The sequence below is a fragment of the Pseudomonas sp. NKUCC02_KPG genome, assembly GCF_019345465.1.
Taxonomy (GTDB): Bacteria; Pseudomonadota; Gammaproteobacteria; order Pseudomonadales; family Pseudomonadaceae; genus Aquipseudomonas.
In genome coordinates this window covers 18,231-40,529 of the sequence record NZ_JAHKRC010000003.1, presented here as the reverse complement: position 1 = coordinate 40,529, position 22,299 = coordinate 18,231, and the positions used below count along the sequence as shown (strand labels likewise).

24 protein-coding genes are annotated in these 22,299 nt (G+C 58.3%); 8 read left to right on the top strand and 16 right to left on the bottom strand.

All coding sequences use genetic code 11. The annotated features are described in order from the left end of the window. Window positions 1-158 precede the first annotated feature (158 nt). Window positions 159-704, top strand: a complete 546-nt coding sequence (locus KO536_RS04860; protein ID WP_133078214.1) for a DUF1269 domain-containing protein — start codon at window positions 159-161, stop codon at window positions 702-704. 48 nt (window positions 705-752) lie between these two features. Here KO536_RS04860 and KO536_RS04855 read toward each other — a convergent pair whose 3' ends face one another. After that, on the bottom strand, window positions 753-1,073 hold the full coding sequence (locus KO536_RS04855) for a YbjQ family protein (RefSeq protein WP_133078213.1): 321 nt from the start codon (window positions 1,071-1,073) through the stop codon (window positions 753-755). Between the two features lie 250 nt (window positions 1,074-1,323). On the opposite strand from KO536_RS04855, the gene ppnN reads away from it, so the two are divergent. Next, window positions 1,324-2,697 (top strand): nucleotide 5'-monophosphate nucleosidase PpnN, encoded by a 1,374-nt coding sequence (gene ppnN, locus KO536_RS04850; RefSeq protein WP_133078212.1) that lies wholly within the window; start codon window positions 1,324-1,326, stop codon window positions 2,695-2,697. 74 nt (window positions 2,698-2,771) lie between these two features. Here ppnN and KO536_RS04845 read toward each other — a convergent pair whose 3' ends face one another. The 3 genes from KO536_RS04845 to KO536_RS04835 form a co-directional block, all read right to left on the bottom strand. Further along, on the bottom strand, window positions 2,772-3,305 hold the full coding sequence (locus KO536_RS04845) for a DUF3087 family protein (protein ID WP_219261290.1): 534 nt from the start codon (window positions 3,303-3,305) through the stop codon (window positions 2,772-2,774). A gap of 89 nt (window positions 3,306-3,394) precedes the next feature. Next, entirely contained in the window at window positions 3,395-4,078 is a 684-nt protein-coding gene (locus tag KO536_RS04840; RefSeq protein ID WP_133078210.1) for a glycoside hydrolase family 19 protein, read from the bottom strand. A 173-nt stretch (window positions 4,079-4,251) separates the two neighbouring features. Beyond that, window positions 4,252-4,722, bottom strand: a complete 471-nt coding sequence (locus KO536_RS04835; protein WP_219261289.1) for an Lrp/AsnC family transcriptional regulator — start codon at window positions 4,720-4,722, stop codon at window positions 4,252-4,254. Window positions 4,723-4,846: 124 nt separating this feature from the next. On the opposite strand from KO536_RS04835, the gene KO536_RS04830 reads away from it, so the two are divergent. After that, the gene (locus KO536_RS04830; protein WP_219261288.1) at window positions 4,847-6,046 is read left to right on the top strand and encodes a methionine gamma-lyase; all 1,200 of its coding nucleotides are present in this window, start codon (window positions 4,847-4,849) and stop codon (window positions 6,044-6,046) included. Between the two features lie 53 nt (window positions 6,047-6,099). Here KO536_RS04830 and KO536_RS04825 read toward each other — a convergent pair whose 3' ends face one another. Further along, the gene (locus tag KO536_RS04825; protein ID WP_019828905.1) at window positions 6,100-6,240 is read right to left on the bottom strand and encodes a hypothetical protein; all 141 of its coding nucleotides are present in this window, start codon (window positions 6,238-6,240) and stop codon (window positions 6,100-6,102) included. 108 nt (window positions 6,241-6,348) lie between these two features. Then, window positions 6,349-7,269 (bottom strand): LysR family transcriptional regulator, encoded by a 921-nt coding sequence (locus tag KO536_RS04820; protein ID WP_219261287.1) that lies wholly within the window; start codon window positions 7,267-7,269, stop codon window positions 6,349-6,351. A gap of 306 nt (window positions 7,270-7,575) precedes the next feature. On the opposite strand from KO536_RS04820, the gene KO536_RS04815 reads away from it, so the two are divergent. The 3 genes from KO536_RS04815 to pcp are packed head-to-tail and all read left to right on the top strand — an operon-like array spanning window position 7,576 to window position 9,900. Continuing rightward, on the top strand, window positions 7,576-8,307 hold the full coding sequence (locus KO536_RS04815; RefSeq protein WP_219261286.1) for a DUF969 domain-containing protein: 732 nt from the start codon (window positions 7,576-7,578) through the stop codon (window positions 8,305-8,307). After that, window positions 8,304-9,254: a DUF979 domain-containing protein gene (locus KO536_RS04810; RefSeq protein WP_219261285.1), complete on the top strand. Its 951-nt coding sequence runs from the start codon at window positions 8,304-8,306 to the stop codon at window positions 9,252-9,254. Before KO536_RS04815 ends, KO536_RS04810 begins: the two co-directional genes overlap by 4 nt. A gap of 7 nt (window positions 9,255-9,261) precedes the next feature. After that, on the top strand, window positions 9,262-9,900 hold the full coding sequence (gene pcp / locus KO536_RS04805) for a pyroglutamyl-peptidase I (RefSeq protein ID WP_133078204.1): 639 nt from the start codon (window positions 9,262-9,264) through the stop codon (window positions 9,898-9,900). A 6-nt stretch (window positions 9,901-9,906) separates the two neighbouring features. On the opposite strand, the gene KO536_RS04800 is transcribed toward pcp, so the two are convergent. From KO536_RS04800 to KO536_RS04790, 3 genes are read right to left on the bottom strand one after another with little or no spacing between them, the layout of a single operon-like run. Continuing rightward, window positions 9,907-10,677: a MetQ/NlpA family ABC transporter substrate-binding protein gene (locus tag KO536_RS04800; protein ID WP_219261284.1), complete on the bottom strand. Its 771-nt coding sequence runs from the start codon at window positions 10,675-10,677 to the stop codon at window positions 9,907-9,909. A 32-nt stretch (window positions 10,678-10,709) separates the two neighbouring features. Next, window positions 10,710-11,375 carry a methionine ABC transporter permease gene (locus KO536_RS04795; RefSeq protein ID WP_219261463.1) on the bottom strand — a complete coding sequence of 222 codons (666 nt, stop codon included), beginning with the start codon at window positions 11,373-11,375 and terminating at the stop codon, window positions 10,710-10,712. A gap of 2 nt (window positions 11,376-11,377) precedes the next feature. Then, the gene (locus KO536_RS04790) at window positions 11,378-12,601 is read right to left on the bottom strand and encodes an SfnB family sulfur acquisition oxidoreductase (RefSeq protein ID WP_133078202.1); all 1,224 of its coding nucleotides are present in this window, start codon (window positions 12,599-12,601) and stop codon (window positions 11,378-11,380) included. A gap of 366 nt (window positions 12,602-12,967) precedes the next feature. Here KO536_RS04790 and KO536_RS04785 point away from each other — a divergent pair, with 366 nt between their 5' ends. Beyond that, on the top strand, window positions 12,968-14,554 hold the full coding sequence (locus KO536_RS04785; RefSeq protein ID WP_219261283.1) for an aldehyde dehydrogenase (NADP(+)): 1,587 nt from the start codon (window positions 12,968-12,970) through the stop codon (window positions 14,552-14,554). Window positions 14,555-14,782: 228 nt separating this feature from the next. Here the strand turns inward: KO536_RS04785 and KO536_RS04780 are convergent, their stop codons facing one another. The 4 genes from KO536_RS04780 to KO536_RS04765 form a co-directional block, all read right to left on the bottom strand. Beyond that, complete coding sequence (locus tag KO536_RS04780; RefSeq protein WP_133078200.1) at window positions 14,783-15,841, bottom strand: linear amide C-N hydrolase; 1,059 nt, start codon at window positions 15,839-15,841, stop codon at window positions 14,783-14,785. 23 nt (window positions 15,842-15,864) lie between these two features. Continuing rightward, window positions 15,865-16,680: a hypothetical protein gene (locus KO536_RS04775; RefSeq protein WP_374105691.1), complete on the bottom strand. Its 816-nt coding sequence runs from the start codon at window positions 16,678-16,680 to the stop codon at window positions 15,865-15,867. A gap of 114 nt (window positions 16,681-16,794) precedes the next feature. Then, a complete protein-coding gene (locus KO536_RS04770) occupies window positions 16,795-18,141 on the bottom strand; it encodes a glutamine synthetase family protein (protein WP_133078266.1) in 1,347 nt (448 codons plus the stop codon). Window positions 18,142-18,163: 22 nt separating this feature from the next. Continuing rightward, window positions 18,164-18,721: a helix-turn-helix domain-containing protein gene (locus tag KO536_RS04765; RefSeq protein ID WP_133078199.1), complete on the bottom strand. Its 558-nt coding sequence runs from the start codon at window positions 18,719-18,721 to the stop codon at window positions 18,164-18,166. Window positions 18,722-18,902: 181 nt separating this feature from the next. Between KO536_RS04765 and KO536_RS04760 the strand changes: the two genes are divergently transcribed. Then, entirely contained in the window at window positions 18,903-19,490 is a 588-nt protein-coding gene (locus tag KO536_RS04760) for a LysE family translocator (RefSeq protein WP_133078198.1), read from the top strand. On the opposite strand, the gene KO536_RS04755 is transcribed toward KO536_RS04760, so the two are convergent. The 3 genes from KO536_RS04755 to KO536_RS04745 all read right to left on the bottom strand — a co-directional run bounded on the left by KO536_RS04755 (window position 19,487) and on the right by KO536_RS04745 (window position 22,260). Next, entirely contained in the window at window positions 19,487-20,338 is an 852-nt protein-coding gene (locus tag KO536_RS04755) for an AraC family transcriptional regulator (protein WP_219261282.1), read from the bottom strand. The genes KO536_RS04760 and KO536_RS04755 overlap by 4 nt on opposite strands. A 76-nt stretch (window positions 20,339-20,414) precedes the next feature. Then, window positions 20,415-21,413 carry an NADP-dependent oxidoreductase gene (locus KO536_RS04750; RefSeq protein ID WP_219261281.1) on the bottom strand — a complete coding sequence of 333 codons (999 nt, stop codon included), beginning with the start codon at window positions 21,411-21,413 and terminating at the stop codon, window positions 20,415-20,417. A 64-nt stretch (window positions 21,414-21,477) separates the two neighbouring features. Beyond that, complete coding sequence (locus KO536_RS04745) at window positions 21,478-22,260, bottom strand: SDR family oxidoreductase (protein ID WP_219261280.1); 783 nt, start codon at window positions 22,258-22,260, stop codon at window positions 21,478-21,480. Window positions 22,261-22,299 lie beyond the last annotated feature (39 nt).

The following is a 22,299-nucleotide window of genomic DNA, read 5'->3' as shown; positions in this document are numbered from 1 at the left end:
CTTGACCGTTTCAAGGTTAGCGACCACGCTCACTCCTCGCAGAAGGCTCACATCTGAACCACTGCGCGCCAGGGCGTTTGCGTTGTGACGCCTTGAGAAACTCCTCCTCAATTCAGCCCGTCACCGGGCTGGACCTGTACCGTCAAGGAATGAAAGACATGTCCGATTTAATCGTAGTGGGATTTTCAGACACCGAAAAAGCAGATCGCGCCCTCACCAAGATGGTCTCGCTGAGTAAAGAGCACCTGGTAGAGCTGGAAGATGCGGTCATTGTTGTGCGCAATGCCGAAGGCAAAATCCACATCAAGCAAAGCGTGAACCTGACAGCCATTGGGGCGACATCCGGCCTGGTCACCGGCGGCCTGTGGGGGGCATTGGTAGGTCTGCTGTTTCTAAACCCGCTGGCAGGCTTTGCCATCGGTGGCGCGCTGGGCGCTGGCACCGGTGCCCTCTCGGGCTCGCTGAGCGATTACGGGATTGATGACGATTTTATCAAGTCGCTGAGCGAAACGATCCCCAACGATTCCTCGGCCCTGTTCGTCCTGCTGCGCAAGTTCCAGCCTGAAAAAGTCCTGAAGGAACTGGAAGACTCGGACTTCAAGGGCAAGGTATTGCGCACTTCCCTGTCTCCTGAACAAGAGCAGAAGTTGCAGGACGCACTGTCCAAAACCACTTCCGGCGCCACTTTGACCAAAACGATTTAAACCTGCACCGCCCCATTCGACCGCGTTGCGCGGTCGAATGCTTGCCCCTCAGTTCAAGCGCACTGCGGTGCCAGTGGCAAACACCACCAGCATCCCGCCTCGACCTGACGGCATGCTGATTTCAAAATCCAGTCCCACAATGGCATCGGCCCCCATGGCTCTTGCCCTGTCACGGATTTCATCCGTGACCTCTGCCCGCGCTTCCTTCAGGGCTCGCTCCAGCGTCTGAGAGCGCCCGCCAAAAAAGTCGCGCACGCCGGTAAAAAAATCTCGCACCACGTTGATCCCGTGAACCGACTCGGCGCTGACAACGCCCACGTATTCGGTAATTTTTCGGCCATCAATGCTATGAGTGGTGGTAATAATCATCAGCCCGCCCTTTTCCTTTTCTGTTTCAGTGACTTGAAAGGTTACCTTATCGCTGTCCCGATCACTGCTGCTACTGTAGCCAGGGTGAACGGCAGGCTCTTCTAAATACATGACCAAAGGCTACTATGCTTAAAGCAGATGAATCTAAAGACGTAAGAGTTGGGACGCCTCGCTCGGCAAATCTGCACTGCTGACATGAACTCAATGGCTGCGCCAAGCAACTTTTCGACCCCGCTCAAGGAAGCCCGCAATGGTCCAAAGACAAGTCATCAACGCTTCAGTCAGCCCTAAGGGCAGCCTGGAAACACTCTCTCAACGCGAAGTACAACAGCTGAGCGAAGTTGGCTCAGGCACCAGCTACACGCTGTTTCGCCAGTGCGTTCTGGCTATTCTGAACACCGGCGCTCACGTCGATAACGCAAAAACCATCCTTGAAGCCTACCTGGACTTCGAGGTTCGAATTCATCAGCAAGACCGTGGCGTGCGCCTTGAACTGTTAAACGCTCCCGCCGATGCGTTCGTCGATGGCGAAATGATCGCCAGTACACGTGAAATGCTGTTCAGCGCCCTGCGCGATATCGTCTATACCCAGAGCGGCCTCGACAGCCCGCGTATCGACCTGAGCAGTTCGGCCGGCATCACCGATTACGTGTTCCACCTGCTGCGCAACGCCCGCACGCTGCGTCCGGGCGTCGAGCCAAAAATCGTGGTGTGCTGGGGTGGTCACTCGATCAACACCGAAGAGTACAAGTACACCAAGAAGGTGGGCCACGAACTGGGCCTGCGCAGCCTGGATATCTGTACCGGCTGCGGTCCCGGCGTGATGAAGGGCCCGATGAAGGGCGCCACTATTTCCCACGCCAAACAACGCCTGACCGGTGGCCGTTATTTGGGGCTTACCGAGCCGGGCATCATTGCAGCCGAAGCGCCGAACCCTATCGTCAACGAACTGGTGATCCTGCCGGATATCGAAAAGCGTCTTGAAGCCTTTGTCCGTGTTGGCCACGGCGTGATCATTTTCCCGGGCGGAGCCGGGACCGCCGAAGAGTTCCTGTACCTGCTCGGGATTCTGATGCACCCGGAAAACAGCGATGTGCCGTTCCCGGTGATTTTGACCGGCCCCAAAGAAGCCGCACCCTACCTGCAGCAACTCCATGAGTTTGTCGGGGCTACCCTGGGTGAAGAAGCCCAAGAGCACTACCAGATCATCATCGACAACCCGGCCGAAGTTGCGCGGCAAATGACTGCCGGGCTCAAGGCAGTGAAGCAGTTCCGTCGCGAGCGCAATGACGCATTCCACTTCAACTGGCTACTGAAAATCGATGAAGGATTTCAGCGTCCGTTCGACCCGACCCACGCCAACATGGCCAGCCTGCAACTGCGCCGCGACATGCCGCCCCACGAATTGGCAATCAATCTGCGCCAGGCTTTTTCCGGGATTGTGTCGGGTAACGTAAAAGAGAAAGGTATCCACCTGATCGAGCAGTATGGCCCGTACGAAATCCACGGCGACGCGGCCATCATGAAGCCGCTGGATAAACTGCTGCAGGCATTTGTCGAGCAACACCGCATGAAACTGCCAGGCGGTGCGGCCTATGAGCCGTGCTATCGAGTCGTAAGCTAACACCCATCCTCAAGGGCCTGCCAAGCGAACGCGTAGCGTCATCACGCACATCGCCTGGCATGCCCGCAGAGGAATCACTTCAAGGGTGCATGTTTTTTCACGGCCTCAATCCAGGCAGGATCCAGCCGGGTCTGCTCGGGGTCGATACCCAGCGTTTCAAGGCGCGCCTTGTGCAGATCCATCTCGAGAACCATCTGGCTCAACGCACTGGAGTTGGCGTCCAGCTGGTACATCTGGCTCACCCCAAGATGATAAAAACGCAGCAACTTCATCGCCGCACTATCCCCAGCCATCACCCCTGCCGTTACGTGATGCATGACGTTGGTCACTTTCATCAGGCTGCGCTTGAGCTGCCAGCCGTACGCGGCAGGCCGCATCCAGGGCTGTGACCAGAAGAGGTAGCGCACCAGCACAATGGTCGTGATCAGGGCCACAATGACTCCCGCCAGGTTCAAGCGAAAATTATCGCCGCCTGCAACGCCCAGCACCATGACCGCCAGCCCGGACAACAGCAACGACAGCGCGACAAACGTCAGCACGATGTACAGGGTGCTACGCCGGGTTTGCTGACGATAAATCTCGGGGTTCATCGGCTGTAATTCAAACATCACTGATCTATGACTCCAACATGGCTAAGGGCAAAGTGCGCGGGCATTATGGACCGATATCGCTGTCTGGCTGACTGAAATAAAACCGGTCAGGCCGTCTGCAATAAACTCAGTGCCTGGCGGTACAGCGCAACACGATGCACCTGGCCATTGAGACCGCCATTGATAGCCTTCGTGACCCGCTCGAAGTCATCCCCGTCCGCCAGGGCATTTACGTTGCGCGAGTTCCAGTACCAGCCTGCGGACTCAACTGCCCAGTGCCACTCCTGCAATTGTTGCGGGGTGGCCAGTAATCGTTCATCGCCGAACAGTCCAAGGCTGCATTGTTGATAGTTGCTCTTGCCCGTGACCTGGATCAGTCCCCGACCACGATACCGCCAACCATCTCCCGACGCCTCGGAGCCATTTCCCAGGCGGTCACTGTAGACCCGGTTGGCTATTGCTTCTGGCCTGCGATGCAGCTTCTGCGCGTCACTATTGGGCAGCCGCCGTGCACGGCCGCCGTCCATCACGGTGAGGTATTGGCCAGCCGAATTTTTCTGCGCAAAACGTGAACCCCAGGTCGCGGCCAGACCATCAGCGCTGTAATTGAGGTTTTCGACAAGGACGGTGAAACCTGCACTTTCATGCCCGACCTGAGCTAAAAAGGCGGCCATGCGCCTGGGAGTATTGATCTGCCGCTGGCGAGTCATCGCCTGTAGAAAAGGCATATACACATCAACAAATGCAGCGCTTTTTGGAAAAACCTGCAACATGATTTCACGGGTCAACATGGCTACTTACTCTTAATAAATGAAATTAAAAGTGAACCATTTAAAACTTTTACCTCCTGCCAAATAACTACCACAAGACCAGGGCTACACCTTTTTCAGAACACATCTACAGCTCCATAATATGGCGGATGAAAAGTTCGCATACTTCACAGTTTTACACTCAATAACCGTCCTCAACCAATGACGGGGACCACTCGCCGCGGCTTGACCGACTTATAGGAAAAGCTCGAATAAATCTCCTTGACCGCAGGCAAGGCTTGCAGGACCTCACGGGCAAATTCGCCGAAGGACTCCAGGTCTTTGGCCACAACTTCCAACAAAAAGTCATAACGCCCCGAAACGTTATGACAGGCAATGATTTCGGGGATTTCCAGCAAGCGCTGCTCAAAACTCCTGGCCACCTCTTGTGAATGGGACTCCATCATCACGCTGACAAAAGCCGTGACTCCGTAACCCAGTTCCTTGGGCGAAAGAACAGCCTGATAACCCGTAATAATCCCGCTTTCTTCCAGTATTTTTACCCGACGCCAACAGGGCGAAGTCGTCAGCGAAACGCTCTCGGCCAACTCGGCGACGGTGAGTCGGGCATTACCTTGCAGTGCAGCGAGAAGGGCTTTATCCGTTCGATCCAGAGTTGTTGGCATGTTGTGCCCCTAAATATAACTTTGACTGGGTTTTGTTCTAATCCATTCAGTATTTACAGGTAAATTTGGAATTTTTCACGTCTATTTAAAGCATAGCATTGTAGGAAATATCGGAGAGTTCAGCATGAACGATAAAAACAACAACTTCGGCTTTTCTACCCGCGCAATCCATCACGGGTACAACGCACTGGAGAACCACGGTGCACTGATCCCCCCTGTTTACCTGACGTCGACCTTTGCTTTTGCATCGGTGGAATACGGCGCGGCCTGTTTTGCCGGTGAAGAGAACGGGCATTTCTATACCCGTATTTCCAACCCGACCCTGGCCCTGCTTGAGTCGCGCATGGCGGCGCTGGAAAACGGCGAAGCGGGCGTGGCATTCAGCTCCGGCATGGGGGCGATTGCGGCAACGTTCTGGACCTTGCTCAGGCCTGGCGATGAAATCATCGTCAACCGCACGCTGTATGGCTGCACGTTTGCGCTTCTGCATCACGGCATCGGAGAGTTCGGGGTCGTGGTCAAGCACGTGGACATGTCCAACCCGGCCGACCTCGAAGCGGCCATCAGCCCTGCAACGCGCATGATCTACTTCGAAACCCCAGCCAACCCGAACATGCAACTGGTGGACATTGCTGCGGTTTCAACCATCGCCCATGCACACAACGACCTGCTCGTGGTGATCGACAACACCTACTGCACCCCGTACTTGCAGCGCCCCCTGGAAATGGGGGCAGACGTAGTGGTGCACTCGGCCACCAAGTACCTGAGCGGGCATAGCGATATCACTGCAGGGATGGTGGTCACCCGCCAACACCTGGCCGACCGGATTCGCCTGCAGGGACTGAAGGACCTGACGGGCGCGGTCCTGTCGCCCAATGATGCGCACCTGCTGATGCGAGGCATCAAAACCCTGGCGTTGCGCATGGAGCGCCATTGCAGCAGTGCCCGGATCATCGCGCAGATGTTGGAGGATCACCCCGCCGTGGAATGGGTTGCCTACCCCGGCCTGCCCTCTTTCCCACAATACGCCCTGGCATCCCGGCAAATGAAACTGCCGGGGGGCATGATTGCCTTTGAACTCAAAGGAGGTATGGCCGCAGGTCAGCGGTTCATGAATGCCCTGCAACTGTTCAGCCGTGCAGTCAGCCTGGGAGGTGCCGAATCACTGGCGCAGCACCCTGCGAGCATGACCCACTCCACTTACACCCTTGAAGAGCGGGCACGACACGGTATTTCCGAGGGGCTGGTACGACTGGCCGTGGGGCTTGAGGATGTTGCCGATCTGCTGGCGGATATAGAGCAGGCGCTGAAAATCAATGCTTGAGCTCGCACAATGTAATCAGACGCCAGCAAGGTACATTCGAGATGAGCACCCCATTAACCCGGCGGAATCGTCGCCAAAATGCCGATACCGATGGTCAGCACCAGAAAGCCGCCCAAAAACCATGCCATTTTGTTCATGAAATTCCCCGTCAAACGTTCGTAATAAAACAGGCGCAGAACATCAGCCGACCACACGCGAGTGTTGCTGTGTACTCACGTCCTCGTCTGTCTCGAAAGGTTGACGGGAATTTTGCGCCGCAAACTGCATACATAACAGTCGCAGATAACGCAAAAAAATACGGATCAGATGCCGGGTAGAACAAAGTGTTCAGGGACAACGCTGCGCTGATACTCGGCCACCACAGCCTGACTGAGGCTCACTACCGCTTCATTCAATTCCAGCCCCGCCCCTGCCCGCCAGCTGGCGTACACCGCAAAGCCCGGTGCAGTTTCGATCTCCAGGGCAATCATCGCGCCGCTTTGCAGCTCGCGGCTGACCAGCACCGGTGGCAAGGCACCGATGCCGAACCCGTCGGCCACCAGTTTGATAATGGCCGCCACCGAGTTGATGCAACTGATGCGCGGGGCCGCAATGTCGTGCTGATGCAAAAAATTGAGCATGTCCTGATGTGGCCGTGACAGGCGAGAGAAGGTCAGCAGCCGCTCCTGACACAAATCAGCCAGGCTCTCGTAGTTGCGATCCAGGGCAGCATCCTTGGCAACGATCCAGCTCAGGGGATAACTGGCCAACTTCACATTGCGTACGCCATCGGCGCGCAGCAGGTCTGTTTGAAAGATCAGATCCAGCTGCCCCTTGAGCAGTTGCTCATTCAGGTTCAGCGCCGTATCGGCCGTCAATTCGACCTCGACCTGCGGGTAATCGCGGCTCAGCGCGCTGATCAGATCCCCCAGCCAACTGTGGATGACGGTGTCCATCACCCCGATACGCAAGCGCCCGGCGAAGCTGTCTGCCTGTCCCAGGGATTGAAACAGGCGCTGCTGGGTGGCCAGCATTTCCTCGGCATAACCCAGCACTTGATGGCCTTCACGGGTCAGATTGACCCCACGGGAATCGCGCTGAAACAACTGCACGCCAAGCTCGGTTTCGAGGACTGAAATGCGACTCGATATGGCCGCCTGAGTGCTTGAGAGTTTTTCGGCCGTGAGTCGAAAGCTGCCAAGGCGCGCCACCCAGACGAATGTCAGAAGAAATCGCATGTTCATTTAGGACGCCTCACCCAATCAAAACCAGGGCCGTACTGTAAACCCTTGCCGCAGCCGCAAGCCAGTCGGCTTAAGTCGGTGATTGGTAAAACTTTTTTGTTCAGCGGTGACAACTTTTATTGACTGGACGCACAACCCAAAGCCACCAACCATATCGGCCAATGACGCTCATCGGGCGTCAAAAATAAAAAAACACGCTGAGTCCGGCAGCGTACCGATTTTTCGAAAGTGTGCCTGACCGCTTTCGACTTGCTCTCACCAGCCTGCCCTGGTGCAGCGGCAATCAGCTAAAGGGATTCCCCCCTCATGCAAACCGTCGTAAATCTATGGCCCTTGATTGGCGTGTTCGTCATCATCATTGGCTTTGTGCTGCGCTTCAATCCACTGCTGGTGGTCAGCGCGGCAGCCATCGTCACCGGCCTTGCCGCCAACTTCCCGCTGGAAAAAATCATCAGCGAAATGGGTGAAGGCTTCCTGCAAACCCGCGCCCTGCAATTGATTCTGCTGTTGCCTCTGGCCGTGATCGGCCTGCTCGAACGCCACGGGTTGCGCCTGCATGCGCAAAACTGGATCGCCAGCTTCAAGCGTGCCACCGTCGGGCGTCTGCTGATCATGTATCTGTTTGTGCGCGAGACCACGGCAGCAGTAGGCCTGACCAGTCTGGGCGGGCATCCGCAAATGGTCCGTCCGCTGCTGGCACCGATGGCCGAGGGCGCCGCTGAAAACAAGTACGGCAAGCTGCCTGCCCCGGTACGGCAAAAAGTCCTGGCCATGTGCGCGGCCACCGACAACATCGGCTTGTTCTTTGGCGAAGACGTGTTTGTCGCCTTTGGTGCAATCGCACTGATGCACACCTTCCTGCTGGGTTCGGGGCTTGATGTCGAGCCGCTGCACATTGCGTTCTGGGGCATCCCGACCGCCATTTGTGCCTTTATCGTGCACGCACTGCGCCTGTACCGCTTCGACCTGATGCTGTCACGCAGCATGGACGAAGTTGCCCGCGAAGAAGCTGACGCAACCCGGGAGCTGGCACGATGATTATCTCTATCGAGTACTTCTACTGGCTGGCCGGTGTGCTGTTGATGATCACTGCGGGCATGATCGTGTGTGACCGTACCCATCCGAAACGCTGGACCAGCGGCCTGTTCTGGGCGTTGTTCGCCTTGGTGTTCCTGATTGGCGATCGTCTGTCACCGTTTGTGGTCGGCGTTGGCGTTCTGGTCATGGCCGCCATTGCAGGCATCGGTGGCGTAGGCCGTGGCACTCACGCCGAGTTGCATATCAAGGCTGCGCGGGCCAGTGCCGGGCGCCTGGGCCACAAACTGTTCATTCCGGCCCTGTCGATTCCGCTGGTGACGGTGATTGGTTCCATCCTGCTGAAAAACACCCAGATCGGTGGCGTGCCGCTGCTCGACCCAAAAAACACCACGTTCGTGTCACTGGGCATCGGCTGCATGGTGGCACTGGTCCTGGCGTGCATCCTGACCCGCGACACTCCGCTGCAAGGCTTGCGTGAATCACGACGCCTGACCGAAGCCCTGGGCTGGACCATGGTGTTGCCACAAATGCTGGCCATGCTTGGCCTGTTATTTAACGACGCAGGTGTGGGCACCGCTGTTGCCCATGTCACCACCGCGTACATCAACATGGATTATCGCCTGGTTGCGGTGATGGTCTACGTCCTGGGCATGGCGCTGTTTACCGTGATCATGGGCAACGGTTTTGCCGCATTCCCGGTGATGACCGGCGGTGTCGGCGTACCGGTACTGGTGGGCATCTACGATGCAAACCCGGCGGTCATGGCTGCAATCGGCATGTTTTCCGGCTACTGCGGCACCCTGATGACGCCGATGGCGGCCAACTTCAATATCGTGCCCGTTGCCCTGCTGGAACTGCCGGACAAATACGCCGTGATCAAGGCGCAAATGCCCACCGCGCTGATGATGCTGGTGGTCAATATCGTGCTTCTTTACGTGCTGATGTGAGGACTGTATGCGCACTGTACTGCTGACCGGCTTCGAACCGTTCGACCAAGACACCGTAAACCCGTCCTGGGAGGCCGTGCGCCTTCTGGACGGCACATCCCATGGCGATGTGCGCATCGTCGGCCGCCAGTTGCCCTGCGCGTTTGCCCTGGCACCCGCACGACTTCACCAGTTACTGGAAGAGTTTGAGCCAGAGCTGGTGATCGCCGTCGGGCTGGGGCCCGGCCGCGCTGACATCTGCATCGAGCGGGTGGCAATCAACATCAACGACGCCCGCATTCCCGATAATCTGGGCGCGCAGCCAATCGACACACCCGTGGTACCGGACGGCCCGGCCGCCTACTTCAGCACCCTGCCCATCAAGGCAATGGTTCGGGCGTTAAAGGAGGCTGGCATTGCGTCTTCGGTGTCGCACACGGCGGGCACCTTTGTCTGCAATCAGGTGTTCTATTGCCTGCAACATGCACTGGCCGGGTCTGCGGTGCGCGCAGGGTTTATCCATGTGCCTGCACTGCCGGAACAGGCGGAGCAATGCGGCGGACCATCCATGGCACTCTCAATCCAGACCGAGGGGCTGCGCATCGCGGTGATCACGGCGCTGGACACCTTCCACGATGTACGGGAAAGCGGCGGTCAGATCAGCTGACAACCCTCAAAACCCCGGCACGATCTGGCCTTTGTAACGGGTCAGGATGAACTCGCGCACTTGCGGCGAGTTCAGTGCCCGGGCCAGTTTCTGGATGGCCGGGCTTTGAATGTTGTCCGGGCGTGCGACCAGATACTCGACGTACAGATCCTTGCCCTTCTCCACAATCAACGCACTGTTGGTATCGATGCCCGCTTCCAGGGCGTAGTTGGCAAACACAAACGCCAGATCAACCTGATTCACCGACCTCGCCAGCAACGCGCCTTCCAGTTCGCGGATTTTCAGGTGCTTGGGATTCTCGGCAATATCCCGGGTCGTCGACAGAGAGTTGCCCGGATCCTTGAGTTTGATCAGCCCCGCCTCATCCAGCAGCACCAGGGCACGGCCCGCATTGACCGGGTCATTGGGGATGGCCACCGACGCACCGTCCTTCAACTCGGAGATCTGTTTGATCTTCGTCGAGTAAGCGCCGAAAGGCTCGATGTGCACACCAATCACTGGTACCAGATCGGTGTGACGGGTCTTGTTGAACTCATCCAGGAACGGTCGATACTGGTAGTAGTTGGCGTCGATATTTTTCTCGGCCAGTTGCACGTTTGGCTGGATAAAGTCGCTGAATACCTTGATATCCAGATCAACGCCTTGCTTGGCCAGCTCGGGCTTAACGAACTCAAGAATCTCGGCGTGGGGCACCGGACTGGCGCCCACCACCAGCTTTTCACCGGCGTGAGCCGTGAGGGCAGCAAAAACAGCCGCAAGGGCAACAAGCTTTTTCATGGCAGAACTCCGAACAATATAAATGGGCCGTCTCAGCGACGGCTGTAGTGCAGAACCAGACGGTCACCGCTGACTTGCAGGCCCTGAACCAGCAGGACCAGCAGCGCCACAGTGATCACCATCACGTCAGTCTGAAAACGCTGATAGCCGAAACGAATCGCCAGATCCCCCAGCCCGCCACCACCGATCACCCCCGCCATCGCGGTGCAGTCGACCAGAACAATGGCGGTAACGGTGATAGCTGCAATCAGCCCGCCGCGCGCTTCGGGCAACAAGGTGTGCCGCACCACTTGCCAGGTACTGGCGCCCATTGCCTGGGTGGCCTCCACCACCCCGTGGTCGACCTCACGCAGGGCGCTTTCAACCAGCCGTGCAAAGAACGGCGTGCAACCCACCACCAACGGTGGAATGGCCCCCTTCACCCCCAAAGAGGTGCCCATGAGAAAAGCGGTCAGGGGGATCAGCGCAATCAGCAAAATAATGAACGGCAGGGAGCGGAACATGTTCACCAGCATCGACAGCACCCGGTACACACCGGGTTTGGCGTGAAGTTGCTGTTTGCCGGTCAGGAACATCAAGACCCCCAGGGGCAGGCCCAGCAGAGCGGTAAAAACCAGCGCCACGCCAAGCATGCTCAGCGTGGCAATGCAGGCCTGGCCGATTTCCGGCCAGTTGAGGCTGACCAGCAGCTCGACCATGCTCATGACCAGTCGTGACGTGGAGGGTTGATCCCGTTCAGCAGCCAGTTACCCACCACGTGGTACTTCCAGCGCACCGGGTCATGCAGGGTATGTACGCGAGCATTGCGCCAGTGACGGTCGTGGTTATGGCGGGCCAGCGAAGAGCGCGTACCGCCCAGTTCAAACAGGCGGGTACTGGCTTCCAGGGCAATTTCGGTGGTCAGTACCTTGGCCTTGGCCACCGCCACCGAGGCACGCGCCACACCGTCTTCATCGGGCGCCGCCCGTACGCTGTCCATCACTTTGCCTGCGCGTTCGAGCAAGGCTTCAGAGGCATCCAGCTGGATGCTCAGCCGGCCGATCTGGATGATGGTCAGTGGATCATCACTGGCCTTTTCCAGCCCCGAGTCGATCCAGGGCCTGGCGTGTTCGCGGACAAAAACCAGAGTATCGCGCAACGCCGCACGGGCAATCCCGGCGTCAATGGCGGCCGTGGTGATCTGGGCAAAAGGACCGGCCAGGGTCGGGTTTTCATAGGAGCGGTAGGTTTTGAAGACATTGAACCCGGGCACCCGCAGATCCTGCACCAGCACCGTGCCACTGGCGGTGTTGCGCTGGCCGATGCTCGACCAGTCATCCACCACAGTGAGTCCCGGGCTGTTGCGCGGCACAAAGGCCAGATGCGCCCTGTCTTCGTCATCCAGCGCCAGCACACCCAGCCAGTGAGCATACAAAGAGCCGGTGCAGTAACCCTTGCGACCGTTGACAAGCACCTCATCGCCGTCACGGACAAAGCGCGTCTGGATGTCCTGCACCGTCTTGCCGCCGGTCTCCGAGATGGCATTGGCAAAACGATTGCCCTTGAGCGCCAGGTCAAAAAAGAAAGCCTTTTGTTCTGGCGTCCCTTGCAGGCGGATATCTTCAAGCAGGCAGTAATGGTTCTGCGGGATCTGCCCGAGGGAAGCATCCGCAGCGGAAATAATGGTGATCACTTCGGCCAGCGTGGCGTATGACACCTGCGCGCCGCCGTACTCCCCGGGCACGGTGATGCCCCACAAGCCACTGTTGGAGAACACATCCACCACCTCGGCAGGCACCTGGCGCAGCCGATCACGTTCAGCATCACCCTCCAGCAGAAACGCCGCGACTTTATGGGCGACGTCGATGGCTTCAGCATCCGTGCGGATGACATGGGCATTGGCAACAGAAAGGGGGTACGGGGCATCGGCAGGGGCGTACGACATGGACTTCTCACTCGTTACTCATAATGGGTCGCCAGCAGGAGCGACCGTTAAATGGGTGAGAGCAGAAACCATGCCATCTATTTTATATATAAAAATCAATTACTTACGAAAAACAAGAAACATCCGGAGTTGCCAGGGCAACAGTCTGTGTTGCAACTGTTGCCTGGCCAACACCCTTGGCGGGGTCAAGGTATGACCAATGGTTATCGCCCAATCCACATTCGTCATTGGGCAGCCTCTTCGACAAAAACTACAGTGGCCGCCTGAAGGAGCCTTGAGGGTTCCCTTTTGAGAGAGCTGCGGCGCGATTACCTGATTCGCAGCTGGCACAAAAATCTTGTAGCACTGGCCTGAAGGGACATTGATATGACACGCATCACCGGACAGAACTTTATTGGCGGACACCGCAGCGGTGCTGGCACCGTGCACCTGCAAAGCGTGGATGCCAGCACCGGCGAAGCGCTGCCCTACCACTTTATCCAGGCCACCGAACCCGAAGTGGATGCCGCTGTCAGTGCGGCCAGCGCCGCGTTTCCAGCTTTTCGCAGCTTGCCCGCCACCCGAAGGGCCGAGTTCCTGGAGGCCATTGCCGAAGAAATTGACGGGCTGGGCGACGATTTCATCGCCATTGTCTGCCGCGAGACTGCCTTGCCAGCTGCGCGCATCCAGGGCGAACGCGGGCGCACCAGCGGGCAAATGCGCCTGTTTGCCAACGTGCTGCGCCGTGGTGATTTTTACGGCGCGCGCATCGATCAGGCGCTGCCTGACCGCCAGCCTTTGCCCCGTGCAGATCTGCGTCAGTGCCGAATGGGCGTAGGGCCGGTGGCCGTGTTCGGGGCCAGTAACTTCCCGCTGGCCTTCTCCACGGCTGGCGGTGATACCGCTTCGGCACTCGCGGCCGGTTGCCCGGTGGTGTTCAAGGCTCACAGCGGGCACATGGCAACCGCTGAATGGGTGGCGCTTGCCATTGTGCGCGCCGCCGAGCGCACCGGCATGCCTGGCGGTGTGTTCAACATGATCTACGGTGCGGGGGTGGGCGCTGTGCTGGTCAAGCATCCCGCGATTCACGCTGTCGGCTTTACCGGTTCCCTGTCCGGAGGCCGTGCCCTGTGCGACATGGCCGCAGCAAGACCCCAGCCGATCCCGGTTTTTGCCGAGATGTCGAGCATCAACCCGGTGCTGGTCTTGCCTCAGGCGCTGCTTGCCCGCGGCGAGCAGATTGCACGGGAGCTGGGCGGTTCGGTGATGCTGGGCGCAGGCCAGTTCTGCACCAGCCCGGGCCTGGTGCTGGGTATCCGCTCACCCGGGTTCAGTGCCTTTGTCCAGGCACTCAGCCAGTTCTTCAACGCTCAGGCCCCACAGACACTGCTCAATGCCGGGGGCCTGGTCAGTTACAGCAAAGGTATCCAGCGCCTGGCAGGGGTCGATGGTATCCGCCACCTTGCAGGCGCGCCGCAACAAGGCAATCAGGCCAGCCCGCAGTTGTTCCAGGCCAATGCCAGCCTGCTGATCGATGGCGCCGAGGTGTTGCAGGAAGAGGTCTTCGGACCGACCACCCTGGTGGTCGAAGTCGCGGACAAGGCGCAGTTGATGCAGGCATTGCATAGCTTGCATGGCCAACTGACCGCCACGCTGATTGCCGAGCCCGCTGACTTGCAGGCGTTCGCCGAGGTCGTGCCGGTGCTTGAACACAAGGCCGGACGGTTACTGCTCAACGGTTACCCGACCGGCGTCGAGGTGTGCGATGCGATGGTTCACGGCGGGCCTTATCCGGCGACATCCGATGCCCGTGGCACCTCGGTGGGCTCGCTGGCCATCGACCGCTTCCTGCGCCCGGTGTGCTACCAGAACTATCCGGACAGCCTTTTGCCGGACGCGCTTAAAAACGCCAACCCGCTGGGTATCCAGCGCTTGCTTGACGGCAAGCACAGCCGCGACGCACTGGCCAGCTGATCTGCGCGGGCCCCGTAATGGGGCCCTGCGTACAGGTCCGTCAGGCAATGTAATTTCATCTAAAGATCAATTTGTAGCCGCTGACGAGGTACGAGGCTGCGATAAGGACCGCAGGGCCTTCAAAAGCCGGGACACTTCGCGGTCCATCGCAGCCTCGTACCTCGTCAGCGACTACAACACGTAGTTCCGCGATATCAGGCAGTGCGGACCTCAGGCCGCCGCGCATTATTAAACCCCCTCAAACTTGAACGCCGGAGTGACCTGAAAGCGGCTTGAGACCTCCCCGGAGTAAATGGTGCTTTGGTCCGGGCCCAGGTTCAGCTTTTTGACGGTGCCCGTTGCCTTTGAAAAATCGACCTTGTTCAAGTCCACCCAAAACGTGTTCGGGGTGACGGCCGATTCGAAAAAGTACAACCCCTGCTTGTGATCGATCACAGAGCGCCAGCGGGTCGAGGATATGTTCGGCTCGCCGGGCGTGGTAATGCCGTACGGTACTGAAACGTTGCGGATCACGCTGAATACGCTGGCCAGTGACAAGCGCGCGTCCTGATTCTTTGGCACCGCATTGACGTAAAAAGACGCCCGGGCAAAGCGGTCTGCAGAACGATTGGTGCCGGGGAGCATCACTGTCCCGCCAATGGATTGCCAATACGCATTCATTGCCAACTGCGCATCGAATGCCGGGGAGTTGGTCATGACCTGATAGCTGCGGTCGTGGTGAATCACTTGCTTGCCATCGATAAACTCAATGATCGCACTGTCACCCGAGGCATCGGACATTGAGAGGTGCAGCGTTGCCAAACGACTTTCACCCGGCACATTGGCAGTGACAACGGTGAAGGGTTCGGTCTTGAGTACATCGACCGCTTCGGCAACGGTGCTGAAGTTGTCCAGGACATACTGGGCCCAGGCAGAAATGCTCAACCCGGGTTTGTCTTTATTGACCGGCGGATATTCAGACTCCACCAGCCACAGCAGGTTTGCCGACAATCCGGCTTCGTTGACCCCGTCAGTAGTTGAAATGTCGTAGCCCGTGGCAATCACACTGCCGTATCTGGACGTCCACTTCAGCGAGCCCGGCCCTGCCTCCCCGGTGCGCTGCATACCCTGGGGGAAGATCCACAGATTGGTTGCCACGTCTGTCTTCCAGTCCATGGACCGCGCCGTGATCACCGTGTCGTTGTCACCCAGATAAACCAGACGGGTGCAGGCATTGGCGACCGGCAACGCGAGCATGAAGCCTGCCAGTGCCAACGTCAGATGTTGGGTGTGTTTGAGCAACTTCATTCACTTGAATCCTCAATACGGGTTTAGAAGCGCATGGACAAGCCAAGTACCGGGCCGCGCTGGGTCACGTCGTACTTGAACTTGTTGCCGGTAAAGTCGGTGGTTCGATAGTCCTGAGCCAGCACCCGATAACCGACGCGAATGATCGTGGGGTGATCCGCCAGGAACATCCGGTAACCCAGATACCCTTGGGCGTTCCAGGTTTTTTTGGAGGATGTATCCAGCCCGCCGGTGTCGGCTTCGCCGGAGAGCAGCCAGCGGTCCGTCAGGTCGGCCTGCATGCGCAAGCCCACGAACGGGTCTGTCCACTCGGTTTTTTTCTTGGTGCTGAAACCCACAGAGTCGACGCTCAGTTTTGTCGACAGCTTGGTCCAGCGCACACCGACCGTGGGCTCAACGCGCCAGGCGCGAGGTTCGCCAAATATCGTGGAGCCGCCAAACTCATACTCATAGACACGGTAATACGCACCCACCGCAAGGGTGCTTTGGGCGATTGCCAGACCTACCTTGCGCCCGAACACCCTCTCGGACTGGTGGGTTTTCGCGTAGACGCCATCGACATAAAACCCCAGCGTGCGATTGGTCAGTTCCAGATTACCCATGAAAACCGAACTCAAATTTTCCATCACATCCGAGAACGGTACATCCACTTTTGTATTGACCCCGCCAAGCGCCGCTTGCCCGCTCATTGACGGAGCCCACACAAAGGGGCTCGCCAACAACAACCATTCCGAGTCACGGGTACTGGTGGTTGCTGGCGGCTCACTCCCTTGCGCCATCTGCAGGAAAAACACCAGCGGCAACGCCGCAGACGCACATCTGACAGTCTGTTTTCTCATTGCCCTGATTAACCGGTCATGGATTCAACCAGTAGGTATAGCAGGTATCCCCTGAAAATCTGCTGTCAGGTGCAGTCATTGCCGGCGCCAATAAGTCTTTACCCCATAAGGCATTTACAAAAACCAGCGATATTCCCGGGCACTGATTTCTTGCATGAAAGCCAGATGGTCCTGACGCTTGTTCTCGCAGTAAACATCGACAAATTCGCCGCCCAAGCCTTCGCGCAACTGAGGCTGGTGCTGCATGCCCCGCACGGCTTCAAGCATCTCAAGCGGGAAAGCGATACCGCTGTTGCGGTCTTCGTTAAGCGGCAAAATCGGCTCTTTACCCGCCTCAAGCCCATGCTCCAACCCGACCAGAATCGCCGCCAGCACCAGATAGGGGTTGGCATCGGCGCCCGCAAGGCGATATTCGATCCGCAGGTTTTTTGCATCAGACTCCGGAATCCGCAAGCAGGCATCCCGGTCTTCATAACCCCAACTGGCCTGGGTAGCGATATTGGTCGTGCCGCCCAGTCGGCGAAACGCGTTCTGGTTGGGAGCAAAAATCGGCATGCTCGCGGGCAATAACGCCAGGCAACCCGCAACGGCATGCCGCAGCGGCTGCTGCTGATTGAGTGCCAACAGGTTGTTGCCGTCAGCGTCATACAGGCTGACATGCACATGCATGCCGCTGCCAGGATGCTGCAGATAGGGCTTGGCCATAAAGCTGGCGCGATAGCCGTGCTTGAGGGCAACGCCCCGGGTGCTGCGACAAAACAGGGCCGCCCAGTCCGCCGCACGTAAACCGTCGTCGAGATGACCAAAATTGATTTCGAATTGCCCCGGCCCCAGTTCGGCCGTGATCACGGTTGCCTCGATCCCTTGGGCCTGCGCCGCATCGACCATGTCATCAAGCACTGGAGAAAAGCGCGACAAGCGTTCGATGTGCATATTGGGCTGGTCATCGGCATCGTCGCTCAACGGATCACGAGGAAACTGCACCAGCCCCTCACGCAGTTGCTTGTCGAACAGGTAAAACTCCAGCTCGAACGCCACCACCGGGTGAATGCCCTTTCGCGCCAGTCGGGCCAACACCTGGGCGAGGACTTCCCGGGGCTCGAAGACAATCGGTTTTTCGGTGCCATCGGAGGTAATCAGCATCTGGCCCAGCGGCTTGCCTTCCCAGGTCACCGGCTTGAGCGTGCCTGGCACCAGGCGTCGGACGGCATCCGGGTCGCCGTCGTTGAAGCAGTAGTCGCCAATTTTGAACAGCCCGCCCTGTACACCCAGTAACACGCAGTTTTGCGGCAATTTGAGCACGCTGCCCGCCGCCACTTTTTCAAGCATGTCGATGGGGTAGCGCTTGCCGTAGAAATGCCCGGGAATATCCAGGGAAATCAGATCGACATAACGCACCTCGGGGTTGTGCTGGCGAAAGGCACGCACTTCGGCCAGCAAATCGGAGCATGCAGCATCCATCATGGGAGTTCCTTTATTGTTATCAGGTGTAGACCCACAGCACTCGCGTGAGCTGCGATGTCAGGTTGGCGTAGCGACAGCGCGTGTGGCTGTCGAACTGAAAACTGTCCCCGGCGTACAGGGTGGCGGGCTCATCATCGTCGCCCAGCCACAGGGTCAATTGACCTTCGATCACGTAGCCGCCCTGCTCCGAGCTGTCCGTCATATGCCGCTCGCCGCTGTTGGCGCCAGCTTCCAGCAGACTCTCGAGCATGGAGAACGAGGCGCGGATTTTTGGCGAGACCAGAATGTCGGTAATTCCGTTGCCCAGATACAACGTGCGGCGCTCATCGGGGCGGGTCACCCAGGGCAACTGTTTGGGTTTTGGCAGGCTGTAGAAATAGGTGGTCGGCACGCCCAGGGTTTCGCTGATCGCTGTCAGGTCGGCCACTGTCGGCTGCGATATCCCGCGTTCGACCTGGGACAAAAAACCCACCGAGCGGCCGATTTTGTCCGCCAGTTCCTTGAGGGTGTATTTCTTGTGTTTGCGCAGGTCGTGGATAAGGATCGCCAACGCGGCCATCTCTTCTTGCTTGTTCATCCCGGGCCGCCGTGAAATTTTAGTAATTTAATTTCATGAAAAATTACAGGTTAAATTTCACAAGTGCAAGGCAGTTGCTCTGCTCGCATCCGCCAACGTCTTCACAGGGGAGTTTTGTTCAATACGTCAAAGTGCCCGCCCATTAACCTTCTGGCACACCCCTGAACGGAGCACAGTAACGATGAGCGTGTTGATTTCGATGGCGGCGTTTGCCCTGGCAGCATCCATCTCACCCGGACCGGTCAATGTCGTCGCCCTGAGTTCCGGCATGCAGTTTGGCCTGGGCCCCAGCCTGCGCCATGTGCTGGGCGCAACGGTCGGTTTTGTCGTGCTGCTGCTGTTTACCGGTTTCGGCCTGCATGAAGTGCTCAAGCAGTGGCCGATACTGACCGACCTGATTCGCTGGGCAGGCATGGCCTTCCTGCTTTACCTGGCCTGGAAGCTGGCGATGGATAACGGCCGGATCGAGTTCGAGGGTGACACGCAACACCCCTCATTTTTAAAAGGCGCGGCCATGCAGTGGCTCAACCCCAAGGCCTGGCTGGCTGCTGTTGCGGGCATGGGCGCCTTTGTCGCCGGCGGTGAGGCCGTGCTGATCTGGTCGTTCGCGCTGATCTACTTTGTCGTCTGCTACGCGTCCGTGGCTTGCTGGGCCTGCACCGGGGCATTCCTGAGCCGTTATCTGCGCAGCGCCAGGCGCATTCGCCTGTTCAACCGCAGCATGGCGGCCATGCTGGCGGGCTGTGCGGTCTCTTTGCTGTGGTTTTAAGTCTTGTACTGGCCGGGCGTGGCGGCGAGGTACTTTTTGAATACCCGCTGAAAATGCGCCTGATCGGCAAAGCCGGTCTGATGAGCGATATCGGCGATCAACGCACCTTCGCGCAACTGCGTCTGCGCATGTTGAATCCGCCGGTTGATCAGATAGGCGTGGGGCGTCATGTGGTAACGCTGCTCGAATGCGCGAATCAGGTAAGCCTCTGACAGGCTGGCAGCTTCACAGATGTCCTGCAGTCGAATCGTGCGCAGGAAATGCGCATCGATATAGTCGGCGGCCCGCTCCACCCGCACATTGGCGCTCTTGCGCAGCGCCACCGAACCGCCCAGCTCTTGCTGCATCGACGAAAAAAACAGGATCGCCGCCTCATGCTTGGCCAGCACCTCTAGCCGAGGGTCGACCAGTTGTGCAAAGAGGGCGGTCAGGCCGTTGAACAATGCTGGGGATTGGGTGTGAGTGGCCGCGACGGGATGAAACACCCCGCTGGCATCCGCCTCAAAACCGTGCTGAATACCTGCCAGCCAGTGGGCATCGACATACAACATCACGTATGACCACAGCTGATCCTCGACCGGATTACAGGCATGAACATCCCCCGGATTCATCAGCACCACCGTACCTGCGCTGATGGTGTGGGAGGTTTTTTCATGCAGGTAATTGCAGCAACCTGAAGTGATTGCACCGATTGAAAATATCTCGTGAGAGTGCCGCGCATAGCAGACCTTGCGGCCATCGGCGATTGAGCGCGCCTCGATAAAAGGCAACTGCGCATCCCTCCAGAATTTCGGAGTTGCGCAGCCTGGATCGACGGCAAGGGTACTGACCTGATTGCTTGCGGGCATGGTATCGGGACCGGGAAGATCATGGGCCACGATGGATTTCACGGCCTTTGTCTGCCTGCCAGCCTAGCACTTGAAGCTAGGTCACACGAATGACAACCTTGCCTTTGGCCCGGCCTTGCTCGACATAACTCAACGCCTGCGCTGTGTCGTTGAACTCAAACATCCGGTCAACCACTGGTTTGATCACACCAGACTCAATCAGCGCGCTGATTTCACGCAACTGCTCGCCATTGGCCCGCATGAAAACAAATGAATAACTCACACCCTGCTTGCGGGCTTTGCGGCGGATGCCATAGCTCAGAAGGCCCATGACCTGCTGCAACCCCCAGTTCAGCCCCTGAGCCTTGGCAAACTGCGCAGTAGGTGGGCCGGAGATCGAAATCAGCCTGCCTCCCGGTTTCAGCACCTTGAGGGATTTTTCGAGGGTGCCAGCGTCAAGGCTGTTCAGCACCACGTCGTAGTCGTGCAGTAACGTGTCGAAGTGCTGCTGCTTGTAGTCGATCACAACATCGGCCCCGAGGGCCTTCACCCATTCAACGTTGCGGGTGCTGGTGGTCGTGGCCACTAAAGCGCCCAAGTGCCTGGCCAACTGAATGGCAATACTGCCCACCCCGCCGGAACCTGCGTGAATGAGCACCTTCTGCCCTTTTTTCAGTTGCGCGGTTTCTACCAGCACCTGCCAGGCCGTCAGCGCGACCAAAGGGATGGACGCTGCCTGCGCCATGTCGAGGTTGACGGGTTTAAGCGCAAGCGCATCCCGGGACACCGCAATAAGCTCAGCGAAAGTCCCCATGCTGTCCTCGCTGGGACGTCCATAGACCTCGTCTCCCGGCTTGAACTGGCGAACATTGTCGCCCACACGCAGCACCACGCCCGCCAGATCGTTACCCAGAACCAGTGGAAACCGATAGGGCAGGATCAGTTTGAACTCGCCCTTGCGGATTTTGGAGTCCAGCAGATTGACGCTGGCGGCATGCACCTTGACCAGCACTTCGTCGGGTCCAACTTCAGGGTCGGGCAAGTGCCCTATCCGTCCAGTGTCCTTGCCATATCCATCGATAAAAAAAGCTTTCATAGCAGGCGGCTCCGGGTTGAGGCACCGAGCGGCAACTGCCCCCGGTGCGGCAACCCCGCATCAATCAGTTTTTATAGCGATCGGCAGCATGGGCCATCCGCAGATCCCCCAGCAGCGCCTGACGGGCGCCATCCAGCGCATCCCAACGGGCAGCGTCATGCAAAGGCGGAATGGTCACTCGCTCACGGCGGTCGAAACCGACCAGCGCGGCATCGACCAACTCACCCACCTCCATCACCTCAGGCAGGACGTTGATATCGATACCTGCGCGCTCCCAGATTTCGGTGCGGGTTGCGGCAGGCAAAACCGCCTGGACATAAACCCCCTTGGGCGACAACTCGTGACTCAACCCTTGTGACAGCAACTGCACAAACGCCTTGGTTGCAGCGTAGACCGACTGGCCGAACTCAGGCGCCAGGCCTACGACCGAACCTATATTGACGATCGCCCCCTCACCGGCCTGCACCAGCCGTGGCGCAATCGCGCTGGCCAGTCGCGTCAGCGCAACAGTGTTGAGCGCAATAATCGTCGTGAGGCTCTGTGCTGTCTGCTCCAGAAAACCACCCGACTGGGCAATACCCGCATTGTTGATCAGGATGCCTATGCTGGAGTCGTCACGCAGCCGCGCTTCAACCACCTCCAGATCACTGGATTGGGTCAGGTCTGCCTGCAACACATCGACGGCAACACGGTATTGCTGGCGCAAGTGTGTCGCCAGGGCTTCCAGTCGCGCCTTGTCGCGGGCAACCAGCACCAGATCGTGGCCACGGCGAGCAAAGCGCTCGGCATAGGTCGCCCCGATACCGCTGGAAGCGCCCGTGATAAGGACTGAGGAATGAGTAGTCATGGAGGCGCTCTCTCAAGAATAAATCCAGCCGCGGGATGC